The organism is Methylobacterium nigriterrae, from assembly GCF_037106235.1.
GTDB lineage: Bacteria > Pseudomonadota > Alphaproteobacteria > Rhizobiales > Beijerinckiaceae > Methylobacterium > Methylobacterium nigriterrae.
Genome location: NZ_JBAWTG010000428.1, coordinates 1 through 904, shown reverse-complemented (window position 1 = coordinate 904; position 904 = coordinate 1). Strand labels below are relative to the sequence as shown.

Below are 904 nucleotides of genomic sequence, written 5' to 3'. Positions count from 1 at the left end.
GATCGGCGAGGCCCTTGCGGGCGAGATCGAGGTTCGCCGCCGAGAGACGCGAGGCGAGCTCGCTCAGCGCGCTGCCGCGTGCGAAGGCGGGCGTGAGCGGATCCGATGCCACCGCCGCCAGCAGCGCCGCGGCCTCCGGCCGGTCCGCCCATCCCGCCTGAAACGCCTCGCCGTAGCGCTGGAAACCTTTCCGGTCCGGGCCGTGCCAGCGCTCGACGGCCGCGGCCGCCCAACTCGCCGGCTTGTCGGCATGGCAGTCGTTGCAGGCGTTTGGCGTGCCGAGCCGCGCCGAGAGATCCGGCCGCGGGATGCGCAGGCTGTGATCGTGCCGGGGGTCGATCACCATCTCGGTGCGGGTCGGCATGTGGCAGGAGGCGCAGGCAAGCGGCGGAGCGACGCCCGCGTGGCGGTGATGCGCCGCGGCCGCGTAACGGGCCGTCGCGTGACATTGCAGGCAGACGCCGTCTCCCGGGAGCCGGAGCGTCGCCCGGTGCGGCTCATGGCAGTCGCTGCAGGTCACGCCTGCCGCGAACATCCGGCTCTGCTTGAACGGGCCGTAATTGTAGACCTCGCCGAGCATCTGTCCGTCTGCGTGGTAGAGCCCGCGCGCGAGCGGCGCGACTTGATGCGTGTCCGACAGCCACCGCCCCGGGACCCAATCCTCGGAGAGCATGCCGCGGCGCGCGTGACAGAGCCCGCACGTCTCGACCTCCTTGCGCAGCGCGGGCGCCGCGGCGGCACGGGTCGGGTTACCGGTCGCGGGATCAATCGGCCAGGCGCGATCGCGCCGCTCGTCGAAGCGGACCAGCAACCCCTTGTCCGGGTCCTCGCTCCCGCCCTGGCGCCACCAGGCTTGACGCGCCTGGGCCCAGGCGACGTGGCGCGCGCCCTGGCCGTGGCAGCC

Annotated in this window: 1 protein-coding gene; it reads right to left on the bottom strand. The window is 73.6% G+C overall.

Annotated elements, in window-relative coordinates; genetic code table 11:
- The coding region (locus tag WDW90_RS37560) for a cytochrome c3 family protein (protein ID WP_336492797.1) at positions 1-904 on the bottom strand (904 nt) is incomplete at both ends.